Here is a 16771-nt window from a genome sequence, read left to right on the forward strand (position 1 = left end):
GAGCATCGGAGAAGCCAAGTCCATGGCGCGCCAGCCAACCCTGGAGTTCTGGTACGAATTCGCCTCCTCGTATTCCTACCTCGCGGCGATGCGGATCGAGGCCGCCGCCGCTGAGGCCGGGGTCGCGGTACGCTGGCGGCCGTTCCTGGTCGGGCCGCTGTTCGCGTCGCAGGGCTGGACGACCTCGCCGTTCAATCTCTACCCGGCCAAGGGCAAGAACATGTGGCGCGATGTGGAGCGCGAGGCCGCCCGCCTCGGCCTGCCGCCGCTGACCCGGCCGGCGCAGTTTCCCCAGAACAGCCTCAGCGCGGTGCGGGCGGCGGTCTACGGCCACGACCAGGATTGGCTGGTGCCGTTCTCCAAAGCGGTCTTTTCCGCGAGCTTCGCGGAAGGCCGCTCGATCGCCGAGCCGGCCGCCGTGGTCGAGATCCTCGATTCGCTGGGGCTCGACGGCACCCAGACCGTGCGCGCCGCCGCCGGCGAGGCGAACAAGACCCGGCTGCGAGTCAGCGTCGAGGAGGCGCGCTCCCGCGGCATCTACGGCGCCCCGACGTTCTTGGCCGATGACGGCGAGCTGTTTTGGGGCAACGACCGCCTGGAACAGGCCCTGGCCTGGGCGGTGGGCGACCGCCCGGCCGGGATCCGGTAGGGCGGCGTTCACGGACCTGCGCCATCACGGGCATGCGATCCCGCATGCCGGCTCAGCCTCGGCCAATACGATCCCTTCTGTCCCGGACGGTATTCATGGTGCTGACCCGTCGTCACTTCATCGCGGCTGCTGCGGCCGGCACTGTCTTCAGCGCCGGGCTCGGGCGGGCCGCCGCGCAATCCTACGGCCAGCGTGTCCCCGTCACCGGCGATGACGGACGCGCCGTCGCCAACTCGATCCTGCCGGGTGAGATCACCGGGCAGATCCCGGGCCTGCGCGGCGTCACCTATGCCGGTCCGCGCGAGGCCCAGACCACCCTCTACGAGTTCTTCGACTTCAACTGCCCCTACTGCCGCAAGGCTGCCGCCGACGTGGTCGCCCTGCACGACTCCGATCCGGACCTGCGCATCGGCCTCGTCAGCAACCCGATCCTGTCCCCGCAATCCGCCCAGGCCGCCAAGGTGATGCTGGGGGTGCAGCGCAAGCTCGGCTCGGCCGCCGCCTGGAACTTCTACCGGACGCTGCTGAGCAAGCCCGGCCGCATCGATGGGCCCGGTGCGCTCACGGCCGCGGCCACCCTTGGCATCCCGCAGGCGGAGGTCGAGGAGATCGCCGACAGCGAGGAGGTCCGGCTGGCGCTCAAGAGCCAGATGCGGATGGCGGCCGATCTCGGCCTCTACGCCACGCCGTCCTACGTTCTCGGCAACAGCGGCATCCTCGGCCATCCGGGCGCCAACGCCATGGCGAAGATGATCGCCAGCACCCGGCGCTGCGATCGGCTGGCCTGCTGACGGATCGCGACCGCCGGCCGCCCGACTTGTGCCCGCCGGCGCGGCGTTGCAGATTCGGGCGTCTTGGAGAGACGGCCATGACCTACGAAGCGCTCAATCGCCCGGCCTTCACGACGGACGGGCCCGACCGCCGTTTCCCGATCGACGCGCTCGACGCCGTGACGCTCGCGGCCGACGCGCAGACGGAAGACGGCGAGACCGTGCCGGCGGGGACGGTCGGGACCGTCGTGGCGGTCTGGGGCGAGGCGGAGGCCTTCGACATCGAGTTCGACGCCCCCTTCACCGGTCTCGTCACGATCGGCCGGGAGATGATCCGCGAGCACCGGCGGCCGGTCTGAGTGCGGCCCTACGTCTCTTGGCCGTCCGGCTTCAATATCGCGCCGGCCAAGATCACCGGCTATCTGCTGAACCTGTCGGGCGGCAGCCCCGCAAAGGCCCGGTGGTGGCTCTCGCAAGGGTTTGATCCGGATCGCCCCGAAGTGCTGATCGAGGCCCTGTTCGAGCATACGTCGGCGACAAATTTCGTCGGTCTTCGTTTGCCGCCAAAGTTGTGGGGGCATCGCCTCGTCTTCGAGGGGCCGATCCGGACGCCCCTGGCCGCGACCCCGGAGGTGCGATCGGTCTGGCAAGTCAGCTACGGAACGCCGAACGGCCTCCGCGGCGTCGCGGACCTGGTGACCGCCCATCGGATCTGAATGCGGCCTGCCGGTCGCGTTCGAACGATCCACGGCGTCACACTTCTGCCGCCGTATCGCGCAGAGCCACCCCGGTCCGTGTTGCGTGCGGCCATGCTGACATGCTAGGCGGTCGCCGCGCCACAAGGGCTGGTCCTCGACCCGTCCGCGTTGCTGGCGCGATCCCACGTCCCGTACGGTCTCCGCACCGCGTTCCCGGCCGGAGCGCGCGGAGCGGGCGGGCAACAGAGAAGAGAGCGACGGGTGGCGCAGAACGGTTCCGAGGCTGGTCCCCTGGTTGCAGGCGTGGCGGGCCGGTACGCTTCCGCCCTTTTCGAGCTCGCGCGCGACGAGCGCCAGATCGATGCCGTCGCCGAGGGACTTAATCAATTCGATGGCCTGCTGAAGGAGAGCGCGGACCTGCGCCGTCTCGTCCGCAGCCCGGCCTTCACGCCCAACGAGCAGGAAGCCGCCATCGGCGCCGTGCTCGACCGCGCCGGGATCGGCGGCCTCGCCGGCAACTTCATCCGTCTCGCGGCCTCGAATCGGCGGCTCTTCGCCCTTCCGGGCATGATCACCGCCTTCCGGTCGCTGGTGCAGGATTCCAGGGGGATCGTCCGCGCCGAGGTGCGGGTGGCCGAACGGCCGTCCGATGCCCTGGTCGAGGAGATCAAGGCGTCGCTCCGCGACGTCGCCAAGGCCGAGATCGATCTCAACCTGGTCATCGACCCGAGCCTGATCGGCGGCCTCGTCGTCCGCATGGGCTCGCGCATGATCGACGCGTCCCTGAAGACCAAGCTCAACGGTATCCGCCTCGCGATGCAGACCGCGCGGTAAGCGCGCCTCATCCGATCCGAACAAGCACTGACGATTTAGCGACAGAGGCCCGAGTATGGACATCCGCGCCGCCGAGATCTCCGCGATCCTGAAGGACCAGATCAAGAACTTCGGCGAAGAGGCCGAGGTCTCCGAGGTCGGGCAGGTCTTGTCCGTGGGTGACGGCATCGCCCGCGCCTACGGCCTCGACAACGTCCAGGCCGGCGAGATGGTCGAGTTCGAGTCGGGGGTGCGCGGCATGGCGCTCAACCTCGAGCAGGACAACGTCGGCATCGTGATCTTCGGCTCCGACCGCGAGATCAAGGAAGGCCAGACCGTCAAGCGCACCGGCTCGATCGTGGACGTGCCGGTTGGCAAGGCCCTGCTCGGCCGTGTGGTCGACGGCCTCGGCAACCCGATCGACGGCAAGGGCCCGATCGCCTCCACCGAGCGTCGCCGCGTCGACGTGAAGGCGCCGGGCATCATCCCGCGCAAGTCGGTGCACGAGCCGATGGCCACGGGCCTGAAGGCGATCGACGCCCTGATCCCGGTGGGCCGCGGCCAGCGCGAGCTGATCATCGGCGATCGCCAGACCGGCAAGACCGCCATCGCCCTCGACACCATCCTGAACCAGAAGCCCGGCCATGCTGCCGGCGGGGACCAGGCGTCCAGGCTCTACTGCATCTACGTCGCCATCGGCCAGAAGCGCTCCACCGTCGCCCAGTTCGTGAAGGTGCTGGAGGACCAGGGCGCCCTGGAATACTCCATCGTCATCGCGGCCACCGCCTCCGACGCCGCGCCGATGCAGTTCATCGCGCCGTTCGCCGGCTGCGCCATGGGCGAGTATTTCCGCGACAACGGCATGCACGCCGTGATCGTGTATGACGATCTCTCCAAGCAGGCCGTGGCCTACCGCCAGATGTCGCTGCTGCTGCGCCGCCCGCCGGGCCGCGAGGCTTACCCGGGCGACGTGTTCTACCTCCACAGCCGCCTGCTCGAGCGCGCCGCCAAGATGGGCGACGCCGCCGGCAACGGCTCGCTGACCGCCCTGCCGGTCATCGAGACCCAGGCCAACGACGTCTCGGCCTACATCCCGACCAACGTGATCTCGATCACCGACGGCCAGATCTTCCTCGAGACCGACCTGTTCTACCAGGGCATCCGTCCGGCGGTGAACGTCGGCCTCTCGGTGTCGCGGGTGGGCTCCTCGGCCCAGACCAAGGCGATGAAAAAGGTCGCCGGCAAGATCAAGGGCGAGCTGGCGCAGTACCGTGAGATGGCGGCCTTCGCGCAGTTCGGCTCCGACCTCGACGCCTCGACCCAGCAGCTTCTGAACCGCGGCTCGCGGCTCACCGAGCTCCTGAAGCAGCCGCAATTCTCGCCGCTGAAGATGGAAGAGCAGGTCGCGGTGATCTACGCCGGCGTGAACGGCTACTTGGACAAGCTCCCGGTGAGCAAGATCCGCGCCTTCGAGGACAGCCTGCTCAGCACGCTGCGCACGAAGCATCAGGACCTGCTCAGCGCCATCGCCACCTCGAAGGACCTGTCGGACGAGAGCGCCGGCAAGCTGAAGAGCGTGGTCGAGGGCGTGGCGAAGTCGATCGGCAACTGATCGGACAGCCACAACGGTGACCTCCCCGCCTTCGGTGGGGAGGATCGGGATGGAGCCGGTGCCGCGGGCACTGTCGGCCGCTATACCCGGCACCCCCACCTTCGGCTCCTCTCCGCACGGGAGAGGAGAGGCCCTGGAATGGATCTGGACGCGGCCCGATGGCGAGTTTGAAGGACCTGCGCAACCGCATCACCTCGGTGAAGGCGACGCAGAAGATCACCAAGGCCATGCAGATGGTCGCCGCCGCCAAGCTGCGGCGGGCGCAGATGGCCGCCGAGGCGGGCCGTCCCTTCGCCGAGAAGATGGCCCAGGTGCTCGGCAACCTCGCCGGCAATCTTGTCGGCGGCGTCGGCGCACCCAAGCTCCTCTCCGGGACCGGCGCCGAGCAGACCCATCTCTTGGTCGTCTGCACCGGTGATCGCGGCCTGTGCGGCGCGTTCAACTCCTCGATCGTCCGCCTGGCGGTCCGGGAATACATCCAGAAGCTCACCGCCGCGGGCAAGACCGTCAAGATCATGACGGTCGGCAAGAAGGGGGCGGACCAGCTGCGCCGCCTCTACCGCGACCAGATCGTCGAGAGCATGGATATCCGCGGCAACCGCCCGGTGGATTACGAGTTCGCCGCCGAGATAGCTGACAAGATCCTCACCCGCTTCGAGGCCGGCGAGTTCGATGTCGCGACGCTGTTCTACTCCGAGTTCCGGTCGGTCATCTCGCAGATACCCACGGCGCAGCGCCTGATCCCGGCGGAGCTGCCGGCAGCCGACACCTCCGCGAAGAGCGCCAACGGCAACGCCGCCTTGGAGTTCGAGCCCTCCGAGGAGGCGATCCTGGAGACGCTGCTGCCGAAGAACCTCACCGTGCAGGTCTACCGGGCGCTCCTGGAGAACGCCGCGTCCGAGCAGGGTGCGCGCATGAGCGCCATGGACTCGGCCACCCGCAATGCGGGCGAGATGATCAAGAAGCAGACGCTGATCTACAACCGCACGCGTCAGGCCATGATCACCAAAGAACTCATCGAGATCATCTCGGGCGCGGAAGCTCTCTGAGGCTCCGCAACCTGAACGCACAGCTTGAAGGGTAGGTTTACGATGGCGAACACCGCACTCCCCGGCGCCGGCTCCAACAAGGTCGGCAAGATCACCCAGGTCATCGGCCCCGTGGTCGACGTCCAGTTCGACGGGCACCTGCCCGAGATCCTGAACGCCCTGGAGACCAAGAACAACGGCGCGCGCCTCGTCCTCGAGGTTGCCCAGCAGCTCGGTGAGAGCACCGTCCGCTGCATCGCCATGGACACGTCCGAGGGCCTGACCCGCGGCCAGGAGTGCACGGATACCGGCGAGCCGATCAAGGTGCCGGTGGGCATGAACACCCTGGGCCGCATCATGAACGTCATCGGCGAGCCGATCGACGAACTCGGCCCGGTGGTGTGCGACACCTACCGCGCCATCCACCAGCCGGCTCCGTCCTACGCCGACCAGTCGACCGAGGCGCAGATCCTCGTCACCGGCATTAAGGTGGTGGACCTGCTGGCCCCCTACTCCAAGGGCGGCAAGGTCGGCCTGTTCGGCGGCGCGGGCGTCGGCAAGACCGTGCTGATCATGGAGCTGATCAACAACATCGCCAAGGTTCACTCGGGCTACTCGGTGTTCGCCGGCGTCGGTGAGCGCACCCGCGAAGGCAACGATCTCTATCACGAGATGATCGAGTCCAAGGTCAACGTCGACCCGAAGGAGCATGGCGGCTCGGCTGAGGGCTCCAAGTGCGCCCTGGTCTACGGCCAGATGAACGAGTCGCCGGGCGCCCGCTCGCGGGTGGCGCTCACCGGCCTGACCATCGCGGAGCAGTTCCGCGACGAAGGCCAGGACGTGCTGTTCTTCGTGGACAACATCTTCCGCTTCACCCAGGCGGGCTCCGAGGTGTCGGCGCTTCTCGGCCGCATCCCGTCGGCGGTGGGCTACCAGCCGACGCTGGCCACCGACATGGGTGCCCTCCAGGAGCGCATCACCACCACCACCAAGGGCTCGATCACTTCGGTGCAGGCGATCTACGTGCCGGCCGACGATCTGACCGACCCGGCGCCCGCCGCCTCGTTCGCCCACCTCGACGCCACGACCGTGCTGTCGCGCTCGATCGCCGAGAAGGGCATCTACCCGGCGGTGGATCCGCTGGACTCGACCTCGCGCATGCTGTCGCCGGCGATCCTGGGCGAGGAGCACTACGACGTCGCCCGCCGCGTCCAGCAGACCCTGCAGCGCTACAAGGCGCTCCAGGACATCATCGCGATCCTGGGCATGGACGAGCTGTCCGAGGAGGATAAGCTCACCGTCGCCCGCGCCCGCAAGATCGAGCGTTTCTTCTCGCAGCCCTTCACGGTGGCCGAGGTGTTCACCGGCTCGCCGGGCGTGCAGGTGCCGCTGGAAGACACCATCAAGGGCTTCAAGGGCCTGGTGAACGGCGATTACGACGACCTGCCGGAGGCGGCCTTCTACATGGTCGGCACGATCGAGCAGGCCCAGGAGAAGGCCAAGAAGCTGAAGGCCGCGTAAGGCGTGGCATCCCCTCCCCCTTGCGGGGAGGGGTCGGGGCTCGGCGCTGCCGTCCGAGCCACCTCCACCTTCGCCCCGCGATGGGGCGGAGAGCGTGTTGCGGTTCCGGGATCGTCCTGAGATGGCCACCTTCCACTTCGATTTCGTCGGCCCCGAGCGGACGCTGTATTCCGGCGAGGTGACCGCCGTTCAGCTGCCCGGCACCGAGGGTGAGATGACCGTGATGCCGGGCCACGCCCCGGTCCTGACCTCGCTGCGGGTCGGCGTCATCGTGATCACCGAGAGCCAGGGCAGCGGAAAGCGGATCTATGTCCGCGGCGGCTTCGCCGATATCGGCCCGACCGCCGTGACTGTCCTCGCCGAGCGCGCCGCGCCGATCGAGGAACTGACCCACGACTCCCTCGACAAGGATATCGAGGCGGCCGAGCTGCAGCGCGACGCCACCGAGGATCTGCAGAAGCGCGAAGAGCTGAACGGCCAGATCGTCCAGCTCCAGGAGACCAAGGCCCTCCTCAAGCTTTAATCTTGCGATTGGCGCGCGCCTTCGAGCGCGCGCTTGAGCAACACAGCCCGCGAATCGGCTCCGGTCGGGCATCCGCGTTCCAGCCAGAGCGCCCGAGCCGCAGCCAGTCCCCGGCTGATGGCCGGCCCGGCCGGCAGTCCCACCGCCACCAGATCCGCCCCCGTGAGCGGAAAGCGCGGCGCCCCCCCCTCCCCGCCCAGAACCTGAAGCGCCCGCCGGGCCTCGTCTTCCAGGATGGGCCGCGGCTCGCCGGCCAGGATCGCCAGCGTCTCGTTCAGCATTGGAAGCCCGTGCTCGGCCGCGAGCGCCCGGGCCGCTTGCCGATCAATGACCGCTCGGCCGTGGAGATCCGCCAGCGCGTCCGCGTAGCCGGTGAGATGTCCATGCTCCTGATTCGACAGGCGCAGCCGATCCCGCAGCCGATCCGCGTCGTGCCGGCCGCCGACCGAGAGCGCTGCGAGCCGCATCACCGGTGCGAGCGTGGCGGCCATCGCCCGCTCCAGCCGTCCGAGTTCGCCGACGCCGCCGGTGATCCGCTGGAGCAGACCCGTCGCGCTCAGGGTGCCGATCATCGGCAGGCCGCCTTGCGCGGCTAGGAGCTTCAAAAACTCCGATCGGACCCGTTCGCGGGATAGCCGGTCCACGGCATCCCGGGCGGCCACGCAGGCGGAGAGCGCCGCGGCATCCGGCTGACCGGCGCCGAAGCGCGCATGGAAGCGGAAGAACCGCAGGATCCGTAGGGAATCCTCGCGGATGCGGGTGGCCGGATCGCCGATGAACCGGACCCGTCCCGCTTCGAGATCGGCCAAGCCCCCGACCGTATCATGCAGGCGCCCGTCTGCCCCGAGGGAAAGGGCGTTGACGGTGAAGTCGCGCCGCTCGGCATCCCGGGCGAAGTCGCTGCCGAAGCGCACCACCGCGTGGCGGCCATCGGTCTCGACATCCTCGCGCAGGGTCGTGACTTCGATCGGCCCGTCCTCGGTGACCAGGGTGATGGTGCCGTGCTCGATCCCGGTAGGCACCGCCTTGAGACCCGGTGCGGTGCGGGCGGCCGCGATCACCGCGTCGGGCAGCAGCGTGGTCGCGAAGTCGATATCGGCGGACTGATTCCCGAGCAGCGCATCGCGCACGCAGCCGCCGACGAGGCGCGTCTCGGCGCCTGGCCGATCCAGGGCCGCGAGTGCCCGGCGCACGCTCGGCTGGGCAAGGAGGGCCGCCAGCGCGCCGTGATCGAGCGTCTGCGTCACTTGAATCCGCCCGGTACCAGGCGGCCGTTCTCCATGTGGGTCGGCACGTAGCCGCCGGCCCGGCGCTCCGAGAACAGGCCCTCGTAGACCAGCGTGCCGATCACCACGGCGAGGCCGGCCAGCACCAAGCGGACGATGTGCGGATCCCAATGCACCCGGCGCAGCGGGTTGCGGCCGACCAGCACGAGGTAGACCATGAACAGCGCGAAGGGGATGAGGAAGAGGCCGAACTCTTCGATGAGGCGGCGCAGCATGACGGTGTGTAGCCTTATCCCGCAGGGTCAGCGCTGGAGCGAGCGGCTGTTTTTCGTGACCGACAGCCCGTTCCAACACCGTGTCATCGCATGAGGCGTCCGAAAGACCGGATTCCTCTTTGCCGCATCACGCGCTCGTCTCCGGGTAGAGGCGCTCCCGGAGGTTGTTCAGGATCCCGGCGGTGACGCCCCAGATCAGCCGGTCCTCGAAGGTCACCGCATAATACCGGCGCGGCCGTCCCTGCCAGACCCGGGCATGCAAAACGTAGCGGTCCCGATCCATCAGCACCGCCAGCGGCACCTCGAACACGTCCGCCACCTCGGTGGGGTTGGGCGTGAACGTGGCCTCCGGTCCGACGACGCCGATCACCGGCGTCACTAGGAACCCGGTGCCGGACAGGTAGGGATCGAGATAGCCGAGCAACCGCACCGAATCGGGCGGCAGGCCGATTTCCTCGTGGGCCTCGCGCAGGGCCGCGTCGGCCGGTCCCGGATCAGCCGGGTCGATCTTCCCGCCGGGCAGCGCGACCTGCCCGGAATGGTCACGCAGGTTGGCCGCGCGCTGGGTCAGCACCAGGCGCGGTCCGGCCGGACGGAACACCACCGGCACCAGCACCGCGGCCCGTCGGTGCGGCGGCGGCGGGATCACGGCGCTGCCGTCCGGGTCGAGGCTGTGGTCGCCGCGGGGATTCGAGGTCGGATCGTCCGGGCCCGGCGGGTCCGGGGACAGGTGGCACGCGGCACGGGCGAGGAAATCGGCGCGCGTGTCGCTCACGCGGCCTCGGCCGGGGCGATTGGGTGGAAGGTTCCCCCGGCCCAGAGGCCGAGCCACGGCCGCCCGTCGACCGCGCGTTCCTCGGCGAGATCCACCAGATCGTAGGTGAGCGCCCGGGTCACCAGCGCCCAGAGCCCGCGCCGGACATGGAGATAGGGCTTCAGTGCTCCGTCCGGGCCCTGCTCGAAGCGCAGGGCATGCTCGGGATCGACGCTGACGAGGTCGTCGACATTGGTCCGGAACGAGATCCGCCGGCCCTCCCCCGTTCCGTCGACCGCCATCTCCACGGCCACGAAGGCGGCATCTTCCACGGTGATGCCGACGCTCTCCACCGGGGTGACCAGCACGATCCGCCCGTCCGGCTCGCGCCGCAGGATCGTGGCGAACAGCTTGACCAGCTTCTCCCGGCGGATTGGGGAGCCGTTGTGGTGCCAAGTCCCGTCCGCGGCGATGCGGATATCGATCATCCCGCAATAGGGTGGATCCCATTTGTCCACGGGCGGCAGGCCGCGCTTGGGCAGGTCACCCAGGGCCGCGCTTAGGCGGCTCAGGGTCGGGTCGGGGGCGGGATCGTCGCTCATACCTGTTACAGATAGCGCCCCGGAGGTCCGGCAACCACGGTTGGTCGTCTCGGATTTGCCCAACAGCGCATGCGCCGAGCGGTGCCTCATCCGTGGCCTGTTCAGCATCGACCGCGCGGGAATGGATTGGCCGGATGGAACAGAAGAATTCTGGCTGCTGAGAAACCCGCCAACCTTAAGCCAACGCGATCACTACGAGGGACAACACGCCGCAAGCCACTAGGCCTGCGATGAGCATCACAGTCTGCTTTCGGATGGCCCGCTCCAGGCCGCGCATCGATAGGACGGTGGAAGACATCAGATCCTACCTCCCGAATAACCGCATCGTATCATAGCCGTTCAAGAAAAACATGCAGGCGCTTCGATCCTGAACCCCAAGATCAGTGCAGTAAGAATTTCGCCATCGCGGTCATCAAAGCCGTCGCGCCGACCAGGGCGCTGAGGAGCCATTTTGTTTGGGCGTGAACGATCTTCTCGAGAGCGAGATGACCCGTTGCGATCTCCGCCCGGATAGCCGCTTCGAGCGCTTTCAGGTCGCCCTTGGTCGCGATGTCGCCCGAGTATTCCTTGAGCGAATCGAACACTCCGCTGGCGATCAGATCGGCCTGATCGCGGCTGAGGCCACCGGCCTCAAGGGTCTTGGCGAGCTTGACGGTATTGAACATCGTCGGGGCTCCTCGTCTCTCGCCCTCATTGAGCCGAATGGCGCGGCCGGTTTGGACGACCAACAGCGCGATACCGGTTTCGAAATGGGGCCGCGCCTGTCTTTGCGCTTGGACAGGTCGGCGCGCGATGCAGGAGCAAGCGCGCCGATTGCCGTTTCCTCTCCAATCCTGGATCGATTGGAGATTTGACGAGCGAAGCGCTGCCTCGCTCGCCCCTCCTCGCTCAGGCCGGTCCCGCCCCCTGCGTGTTCACGTACACCGCGTAGAGCGACTGGCTCGCGGTCATGAACAGGCGGTTCCGTTTCGGGCCGCCGAAGGTGAGGTTGCTGCAGACCTCCGGCAGGCGGATCCGGCCGAGCAGCTTGCCCTGCGAATTCCAGACCGTGACGCCGTTATAGCCGACAGCGCGGCCCGCATTGCTCGCCACCCAGAGGTTGCCGTCGACATCGGTCCGCATCCCGTCAGGGCCGCATTTCACGCCGTCGACGACGCATTCCGAGAACAGCCGCTTGTTCGATACGGCGGCACCGATCCCGACATCGAAGGCGTAGATCTCGCCCTTGCCGCCGGGGCCGGTATCGCCCGGGCCCTTGCCGGTGGAGGACAGGTAGAGCGTCTTGTGGTCGGGCGAGAAGCACAGGCCGTTCGGGTTCGGCACCTGCGCGTCGGTCAGCACCTGATCGATCCGGCCGGCCGGGTCGATCCGGTATAGGGAATTGGGGAGCGCGCGCTTATTCGTCCGGAGACCGGCCGGCTGGCCGAGCCGCGGGTTGAGGTGGCCCTGCGGGTTCGACGGGCCGCCGGCCTCGTCGGGCGTTCCCTCGTACAGCTGGCCACCATAGGGCGGATCGGTGAACCAGTACGACCCGTCGGCGTGCTGCTCGATGTCGTTGGGCGAGTTGAACGGCTTGCCGTCGAAGCTGTCGGCCAGGATCGTGGCGGAGCCGTCGAGCTCGTAGCGCACCACTCGCCGGGTGATGTGCTCGCAGGAGACCTGCCGCCCCTGACGGTCGAAGCTGTTGCCGTTGGAGTTGTTGCTGTGGCTGCGGAAGATGCCGACATGGCCGTCCTCCTCCAGCCACCGCATCTGCCGGTCGTTCGGGATGTCGCTCCAGATCAGGAAGCGGCCGAGGCTATTCCAGGCCGGCCCTTCGGCCCAGAGCGCGCCGGTCCAGAGGCGGCGGATGGCGCTGTTGGGGACGATGTAGCGCTCGAAGGACGGATCGACCGTGATGACGTCGGGATCGGTGAAATAGGTGGTCGGCGACGCGCCGGGGCGGAAGTCGCGCGGCGGGTTGGTCACGGTGCTCGGCGGCTCGGGCTGGCCGAACGCGCTCGTGGCGGACACCAGGGCCGCGCCCGCCCCCGCAAGCATCGCCCGCCGGGACGGCAACGTGCGCCCGGTCTTCGCCGCATCATCCCGCGGTTGTCGCATGATTTTCCTCCCCCTGTGTCGACCGATCGTCGATCTAACTCTTGGCGGTCGCCGCATTATGACGGGGACGATCTTGGGATCAACCGGGCTTGCGTCGCAAAATCTTCCAGACGCCGTCGGCCGAGGCCACGAGGCGCTTGCCCTCCCGGACATCGCCGCGCATGAACACCAGGGAGCCGGTGCGCTTGACCACTCGGGGATGCACTTCGATCCAGTCGCCGAGGCGGCCGACATCGATGAACTTCATCTCAAGCTGGATCGTGACGCAGTTGGCGCCGTCGGCCGCCCGCATCGCGGTCTCGCCAAGCGCCCGGTCGGCGAAGCTCATCAGCATGCCGCCATGGACCACGCCGATCAGGTTGGCATGCTTCTGCTCGGCCCGGAACGCGTAGGCGCCGTCGGAATCGCGAAAGTGAAGCGGGCCTACGTGGGCGATGAAGCCCTGGTCTTCGACTGCCGTCCAGCCCTCGGATGCGGGATCGAAGTTTTTCGGATCGGTCGTCATGGGGGTCGCATCCGTCCTGTCGTTGGGGTGGGCCGGTACCGGATCTTACGTCCCGCGCGGCTTCGCCCGGCGGGTCGGCGCCTCGGCGAGCGGGTCTTCCGGCCAGGGGTGGCGAAGGTAGCGCCCGCGCATTTCCGCCCGCACCGCCGCCCAGGAACCGCGCCAGAAGCCCGGCAGGTCACGGGTGATCTGGATCGGACGGTGGGCCGGCGACAACAGGTGCAAGACGAGGGGCCGGCCGCCCGCGGTCGGGTGCCGGTCGAGGCCGAACAATTCCTGTACCCGGACAGCCAGGACCGGTTCCGCCTCGGTGTAGTCGACCGGGATGCGCGAGCCGGTCGGCACTTCGACATGGGTCGGTGCCTCCGCATCAAGTCGGCCGCGAAGCTGCCAGGGCAACAGGCTCTGCAAGGCCCCAGCGAGGTCGTCCGGGGTGATGGCGGCCACCGAGTTGCGGCCGATGAGTGCCGGCGCTAGCCAGGTCTCGGCGCTCTCGGCCAGCGCGGCGTCGGACAGGTCCGGCCAATCCCCGCCCTCGGCGGCGCGCAGGAACTGCACCCGGGCGCGCCATTGCGACAGGCCGGGGGGCCAGGGCAGGCGATCAAGGCCGAGCCCGACGAGGCCGCGGGCCAGGATCGCGGCGGAATCCGGCTCGGCCGGGACCGGCAGCGGCCGTTCCCCGAGATTGACCGCACCCAGGCGCCGGGCCGCCCGGGCGCGCAGGGCGGCGGCCTGCGGATCGAAGGTCACCTCGGTGCAGGCCTCGATCCGGTCGGCGAAGAGCCGCTCGATCGCCTCGGCCCCGATGGCGGCGGCGGCCAGGATGCGGGCATTGCCGGCGGCGCCCGCGAGGTCGGCGATCACCAGGTAGGTCTCCCGGGCGAGCGGGCTCGCCGGGTCGAGGCGACCGGCCCGGCCGCTGGCCATCACGAACTCGCCTTCCCGGCCCCGGGCGCGGGCGACCCGGTCCGGATAGGCCTGCGCCAGCAGCGAGCCGGCCGCCTCCCGGTCGTCCTGTTGGGCGCCCCCGGCGATGCGCGCCCAATTCTCGGCGAGGCGACGCATGTCCGCGGCCCGGCCGCCCCGGTCCCGGCGGAAGCGCTCGACCCGCTCGTCGAGGTCGATGCCGTCGCCGCCGAGCCCGCGCTCTACCAGCACCGCTGCGAGGTCGGCGGCGGCCCGCGCTTGGCCGATCCCGGCCGCCACCGTTACCATCCGGGCGAGCCGCGGCGGCAGCGGCAGGGCACGCAGCCTTGTGCCGATCTCGGTGAGCCGTCCGTCGGAATTGAGCGCCCCGAGGGCGCCGAGCATGGCGCGGGCTTCCGTGAGCGCGGCCGCGGGCGGCGGGTCCAGGAAGGCGAGCGTGCGCGGGTCGGTGACGCCCCAGGCGGCACAGTCGAGCAGCAGGCCCGCGAGATCGGCCGACAGGATCTCGGGTCGGGTGAACGGTTCGAGCGCGCTGGTGCCGGCCTCCGACCAGAGCCGCCAGCACAGGCCCGGCTCCATCCGGCCGGCGCGGCCCCGGCGCTGGTCGACAGAGGCGCGCGACGCCCGGGCGGTGACCAGTCGGGTCAGACCGAGGCCTGGCTCGTAGACCGGCACCCGGGCCAGGCCGGAATCGACCACGATCCGCACGCCCTCGATGGTCAGCGAGGTCTCGGCGATGCTTGTGGCCAGCACGACCTTGCGGGTGCCAGGCGGCGCCGGCGCGACGGCGCGATCCTGCTCGGCCGGGGTGAGCGCACCGTAGAGCGGTGCGAGCTGAACCTCCGGCCCGACTTTTTCGGCGAGAAGATCGTGAGTCCGGCGGATCTCCGCCTGCCCCGGCAGGAACACCAGCACCGAGCCCGGATCCGCCCGGAGCGCGCGCAACGTCACCTCGACGACCGAGTCTTCGATCCGCCGGTTCGGGTCGCGCTCGGCGTAGCGGGTCTCCACCGGGAAGGCCCGGCCCTCGGAGGTGACCACCGGAGCGTCGCCGAGCAACCGCGCGACCCGGGCGCCATCCAGGGTCGCCGACATGACCAGGATCCGCAGATCCTCCCGCAACCCGCTCTGGGCATCGCACGCCAGGGCCAGGCCGAGATCGGCGTCGAGGGAGCGTTCGTGGAATTCGTCGAATAGGACCGCGCCGACATTCGCCAGCTCCGGGTCTTCGAGGATCATGCGCGTGAACACGCCCTCGGTCACCACCTCGATCCGGGTCTTCGCCGAAATCTTCGAGCCGAGCCGCACCCGCAGACCGACCGTACCGCCGACCGGTTCACCCAGGGTCTGCGCCATCCGGGCGGCGGCGGCCCGGGCCGCGAGACGGCGCGGCTCCAACAAAACGATCTTGCGCCCGGCGAGCCAGGCCGCGTCGAGCAGGTCCAAGGGGACGCGCGTGGTCTTGCCGGCGCCGGGAGGCGCCACCAGCACGGCGGCGTTCCGGGCGGCGAGCGCGCTGCGCAGTTCGGGAAGCGCCGCCTCGATCGGCAGCGCGGTAACGGGACCGGCCATCGCGTCGCTGATGGCCCGGCGGGGCGCGCGGTGCAACCACTTGCCCGATCGCTCGGCCGACCACTTGGCCGATGCGCATGACGCCGCCGCGCGATCGATACCGATCGGGGCGTTGCGCTCTGGCAGGCACCGCAAGTCGGCGCGAACGTGCTCCCAACAATCTGGGAGTGAAACGATGCGTCTCCGTCCGGCCGTCCTCGCTGTGGCGCTCGCCGTCCTGGCCCCTGCCCTGTCGGCGGCGGCCGGTGCGCAGGACCGCCTGCCGACCATCCCGCCGCAGGATTACACGCCGGAGCAGAAGCAGGCGGCGGACGCGTTCACGCAGGCCCGCGGCAAGCCCCCGTTCGGCCCGTTCGAGCCGCTGATGCACTCGCCCGAGGTCATGACCCTGGCCCGGTCGATGGGCGATTACCTCCGGTTCAAGCCGAAGATCGGCACCACCCTGTCGGAACTGGTGATCCTGCTCACCGCACGGCGCTGGACGCAGGATTATGAGTGGTACGTCCACGCGCCGATCGCCGAGAAGGCCGGGATCGCCCCCGAGATCGTCGCGGCGATCCGCGACGGGCGCCGGCCCACGAACATGAGCGAGGACGAGACCGTCGTGTACGACTTTACAGCCGAGTTGCAGGACACCAGACGTGTCTCGGACACGACCTACGCCAAGGCCGAGGCCCGTTTCGGCAAGGCCGGAATCGTCGATCTTGCGGCGATCTCGGGCTACTATACGCTGCTCGCCATGGAGCTGAACGCGGCGCGTTATCCGATTCCCGAGGACGGCCAGCGCCTGCCCCGCTTTCCGGAGTGAGCAGCGCTATCCACAGCCTGCAGGCAGCCGGATCCCCTTTATCCACAGGGTTAACGACCCCTTGAGGCCGGTCTCATTGGGCCGTTGACGAAACGTTAACCCTTCTGGCTTGTTCTCTCTTCGTTCCGGGCGCAACGAAGGAGAATCCGATGCTGACCCAGGCGCTAGCCGTACAGAAGGACCATGGCTGCCCCGTCGACGCGATCAGCCGCGCCTATCTCGGTTTTGCCGGCGGCGATGCCAGCATTGCGCTCCGCTGCGCCATCGCCGACGCCCTGTCCGACCTGATGGATGCCGAGCGGCGCACCCGCGAGCGCAGCCGCCTGATCTCGCGCGGCTACATCCGGGAAGCACCGGTCACCGCGGCCAACGCCGAAAGCTGAACGAA

General features: G+C 69.0%; 19 protein-coding genes. 11 read left to right on the plus strand and 8 right to left on the minus strand.

Annotation, left to right across the window (positions count from 1 at the left end; all coding sequences use genetic code 11):
• Nucleotides 1-22 precede the first annotated feature (22 nt).
• The 9 genes from MKK67_RS27685 (at nucleotide 23) to MKK67_RS27725 (ending at nucleotide 7614) form a co-directional block, all read left to right on the plus strand.
• Entirely contained in the window at nucleotides 23-649 is a 627-nt protein-coding gene (locus MKK67_RS27685; RefSeq protein ID WP_243971549.1) for a 2-hydroxychromene-2-carboxylate isomerase, read from the plus strand.
• Nucleotides 650-744: 95 nt separating this feature from the next.
• On the plus strand, nucleotides 745-1440 hold the full coding sequence (locus tag MKK67_RS27690) for a DsbA family protein (RefSeq protein ID WP_243971551.1): 696 nt from the start codon (nucleotides 745-747) through the stop codon (nucleotides 1438-1440).
• Between the two features lie 77 nt (nucleotides 1441-1517).
• Nucleotides 1518-1778, plus strand: coding sequence for a DUF4926 domain-containing protein (locus MKK67_RS27695; RefSeq protein ID WP_243971553.1), 261 nt, complete (start codon nucleotides 1518-1520; stop codon nucleotides 1776-1778).
• Nucleotides 1779-2135 (plus strand): DUF6883 domain-containing protein, encoded by a 357-nt coding sequence (locus tag MKK67_RS27700; RefSeq protein WP_243971555.1) that lies wholly within the window; start codon nucleotides 1779-1781, stop codon nucleotides 2133-2135.
• Between the two features lie 243 nt (nucleotides 2136-2378).
• Nucleotides 2379-2951, plus strand: coding sequence for a F0F1 ATP synthase subunit delta (locus MKK67_RS27705; protein ID WP_243971557.1), 573 nt, complete (start codon nucleotides 2379-2381; stop codon nucleotides 2949-2951).
• 55 nt (nucleotides 2952-3006) lie between these two features.
• Nucleotides 3007-4542, plus strand: coding sequence for a F0F1 ATP synthase subunit alpha (gene atpA / locus MKK67_RS27710; RefSeq protein ID WP_243971559.1), 1536 nt, complete (start codon nucleotides 3007-3009; stop codon nucleotides 4540-4542).
• 158 nt (nucleotides 4543-4700) lie between these two features.
• Entirely contained in the window at nucleotides 4701-5591 is an 891-nt protein-coding gene (locus tag MKK67_RS27715) for a F0F1 ATP synthase subunit gamma (protein ID WP_243971561.1), read from the plus strand.
• Nucleotides 5592-5633: 42 nt separating this feature from the next.
• The gene (gene atpD / locus MKK67_RS27720; RefSeq protein WP_243971563.1) at nucleotides 5634-7091 is read left to right on the plus strand and encodes a F0F1 ATP synthase subunit beta; all 1458 of its coding nucleotides are present in this window, start codon (nucleotides 5634-5636) and stop codon (nucleotides 7089-7091) included.
• Between the two features lie 121 nt (nucleotides 7092-7212).
• The gene (locus tag MKK67_RS27725) at nucleotides 7213-7614 is read left to right on the plus strand and encodes a F0F1 ATP synthase subunit epsilon (RefSeq protein ID WP_243971566.1); all 402 of its coding nucleotides are present in this window, start codon (nucleotides 7213-7215) and stop codon (nucleotides 7612-7614) included.
• Here MKK67_RS27725 and MKK67_RS27730 read toward each other — a convergent pair.
• The 8 genes from MKK67_RS27730 to hrpB form a co-directional block, all read right to left on the minus strand.
• A complete protein-coding gene (locus tag MKK67_RS27730; RefSeq protein ID WP_243971568.1) occupies nucleotides 7611-8861 on the minus strand; it encodes a CCA tRNA nucleotidyltransferase in 1251 nt (416 codons plus the stop codon). The two genes, MKK67_RS27725 and MKK67_RS27730, sit on opposite strands and share 4 nt — an antisense overlap.
• On the minus strand, nucleotides 8858-9115 hold the full coding sequence (locus tag MKK67_RS27735; RefSeq protein WP_243971570.1) for a DUF6111 family protein: 258 nt from the start codon (nucleotides 9113-9115) through the stop codon (nucleotides 8858-8860). Before MKK67_RS27735 ends, MKK67_RS27730 begins: the two co-directional genes overlap by 4 nt.
• Before the next feature lie 127 nt (nucleotides 9116-9242).
• A complete protein-coding gene (locus tag MKK67_RS27740; RefSeq protein ID WP_243971572.1) occupies nucleotides 9243-9890 on the minus strand; it encodes a CoA pyrophosphatase in 648 nt (215 codons plus the stop codon).
• Nucleotides 9887-10471: a DUF1285 domain-containing protein gene (locus MKK67_RS27745; RefSeq protein WP_243971574.1), complete on the minus strand. Its 585-nt coding sequence runs from the start codon at nucleotides 10469-10471 to the stop codon at nucleotides 9887-9889. Before MKK67_RS27745 ends, MKK67_RS27740 begins: the two co-directional genes overlap by 4 nt.
• Nucleotides 10472-10851: 380 nt before the next feature.
• Nucleotides 10852-11136: a hypothetical protein gene (locus MKK67_RS27750; protein ID WP_243971576.1), complete on the minus strand. Its 285-nt coding sequence runs from the start codon at nucleotides 11134-11136 to the stop codon at nucleotides 10852-10854.
• Between the two features lie 223 nt (nucleotides 11137-11359).
• On the minus strand, nucleotides 11360-12571 hold the full coding sequence (locus MKK67_RS27755; protein WP_243971578.1) for an SMP-30/gluconolactonase/LRE family protein: 1212 nt from the start codon (nucleotides 12569-12571) through the stop codon (nucleotides 11360-11362).
• A 79-nt stretch (nucleotides 12572-12650) separates the two neighbouring features.
• On the minus strand, nucleotides 12651-13076 hold the full coding sequence (locus MKK67_RS27760; RefSeq protein WP_243971580.1) for a PaaI family thioesterase: 426 nt from the start codon (nucleotides 13074-13076) through the stop codon (nucleotides 12651-12653).
• A 45-nt stretch (nucleotides 13077-13121) separates the two neighbouring features.
• Entirely contained in the window at nucleotides 13122-15575 is a 2454-nt protein-coding gene (gene hrpB, locus MKK67_RS27765; protein WP_243971582.1) for an ATP-dependent helicase HrpB, read from the minus strand.
• A 175-nt stretch (nucleotides 15576-15750) separates the two neighbouring features.
• Between hrpB and MKK67_RS27770 the strand changes: the two genes are divergently transcribed.
• Together MKK67_RS27770 and MKK67_RS27775 are read left to right on the plus strand one after the other, a co-directional pair.
• The gene (locus MKK67_RS27770; RefSeq protein ID WP_243971584.1) at nucleotides 15751-16383 is read left to right on the plus strand and encodes a carboxymuconolactone decarboxylase family protein; all 633 of its coding nucleotides are present in this window, start codon (nucleotides 15751-15753) and stop codon (nucleotides 16381-16383) included.
• Nucleotides 16384-16532: 149 nt separating this feature from the next.
• Complete coding sequence (locus MKK67_RS27775) at nucleotides 16533-16766, plus strand: hypothetical protein (protein WP_243971586.1); 234 nt, start codon at nucleotides 16533-16535, stop codon at nucleotides 16764-16766.
• Nucleotides 16767-16771: the final 5 nt, after the last annotated feature.

It is taken from the genome of Methylobacterium sp. J-072, assembly GCF_022829425.1.
GTDB lineage: Bacteria > Pseudomonadota > Alphaproteobacteria > Rhizobiales > Beijerinckiaceae > Methylobacterium.

What these genes read in the sequence shown, in the direction of transcription:
- MKK67_RS27750 (WP_243971576.1), bottom strand. Translation starts at nt 11,136, where the DNA reads ATGTTCAATACCGTCAAGCTCGCCAAGACCCTTGAGGCCGGTGGCCTC.
- MKK67_RS27745 (WP_243971574.1), bottom strand. Translation starts at nt 10,471, where the DNA reads ATGAGCGACGATCCCGCCCCCGACCCGACCCTGAGCCGCCTAAGCGCG.
- MKK67_RS27755 (WP_243971578.1), bottom strand. Translation starts at nt 12,571, where the DNA reads ATGCGACAACCGCGGGATGATGCGGCGAAGACCGGGCGCACGTTGCCG.
- MKK67_RS27735 (WP_243971570.1), bottom strand. Translation starts at nt 9,115, where the DNA reads ATGCTGCGCCGCCTCATCGAAGAGTTCGGCCTCTTCCTCATCCCCTTC.
- MKK67_RS27775 (WP_243971586.1), top strand. Translation starts at nt 16,533, where the DNA reads ATGCTGACCCAGGCGCTAGCCGTACAGAAGGACCATGGCTGCCCCGTC.
- atpA (WP_243971559.1), top strand. Translation starts at nt 3,007, where the DNA reads ATGGACATCCGCGCCGCCGAGATCTCCGCGATCCTGAAGGACCAGATC.
- MKK67_RS27690 (WP_243971551.1), top strand. Translation starts at nt 745, where the DNA reads ATGGTGCTGACCCGTCGTCACTTCATCGCGGCTGCTGCGGCCGGCACT.
- MKK67_RS27695 (WP_243971553.1), top strand. Translation starts at nt 1,518, where the DNA reads ATGACCTACGAAGCGCTCAATCGCCCGGCCTTCACGACGGACGGGCCC.
- MKK67_RS27685 (WP_243971549.1), top strand. Translation starts at nt 23, where the DNA reads ATGGCGCGCCAGCCAACCCTGGAGTTCTGGTACGAATTCGCCTCCTCG.
- MKK67_RS27770 (WP_243971584.1), top strand. Translation starts at nt 15,751, where the DNA reads ATGCGTCTCCGTCCGGCCGTCCTCGCTGTGGCGCTCGCCGTCCTGGCC.
- hrpB (WP_243971582.1), bottom strand. Translation starts at nt 15,575, where the DNA reads ATGGCCGGTCCCGTTACCGCGCTGCCGATCGAGGCGGCGCTTCCCGAA.
- MKK67_RS27715 (WP_243971561.1), top strand. Translation starts at nt 4,701, where the DNA reads ATGGCGAGTTTGAAGGACCTGCGCAACCGCATCACCTCGGTGAAGGCG.
- MKK67_RS27760 (WP_243971580.1), bottom strand. Translation starts at nt 13,076, where the DNA reads ATGACGACCGATCCGAAAAACTTCGATCCCGCATCCGAGGGCTGGACG.
- MKK67_RS27725 (WP_243971566.1), top strand. Translation starts at nt 7,213, where the DNA reads ATGGCCACCTTCCACTTCGATTTCGTCGGCCCCGAGCGGACGCTGTAT.
- atpD (WP_243971563.1), top strand. Translation starts at nt 5,634, where the DNA reads ATGGCGAACACCGCACTCCCCGGCGCCGGCTCCAACAAGGTCGGCAAG.